Below are 251 nucleotides of genomic sequence, written 5' to 3'. Positions count from 1 at the left end.
ATCCTTTTAAGCTCAGAAAGAATATTAATATCGGCATAATTGAACAGGAATTTCTGATTAGCTTTCGCATTGATAATGATGCTTTCTATGATGCAAAAGGAACATACAGCTTTTTTTACACCTGTAATACCTGGGCAAATAATGCACTAAAAGCTGCAGGTCAAAAAGCCGCCCTTTGGACCCCTTCTGATTTTGGAATTTTCCAACATTATAAATAGAATTCGGTGAAAATTTTGCACTTTATTTTTATG

General features: G+C 33.9%; 1 protein-coding gene. It reads left to right on the top strand.

Translation table 11 applies throughout. The annotated features are described in order from the left end of the window. The coding region (locus tag SCA31_RS24675; RefSeq protein WP_410699593.1) for a DUF2459 domain-containing protein at positions 1-218 on the top strand (218 nt) is incomplete at its 5' end. Positions 219-251: the final 33 nt, after the last annotated feature.

The organism is Chryseobacterium sp. SIMBA_028, from assembly GCF_046535285.1.
In the GTDB taxonomy this organism is placed as follows: domain Bacteria; phylum Bacteroidota; class Bacteroidia; order Flavobacteriales; family Weeksellaceae; genus Chryseobacterium.
Note: the sequence above shows the minus strand (reverse complement) of the source record. Positions and strands in the feature narration are given on the sequence as shown.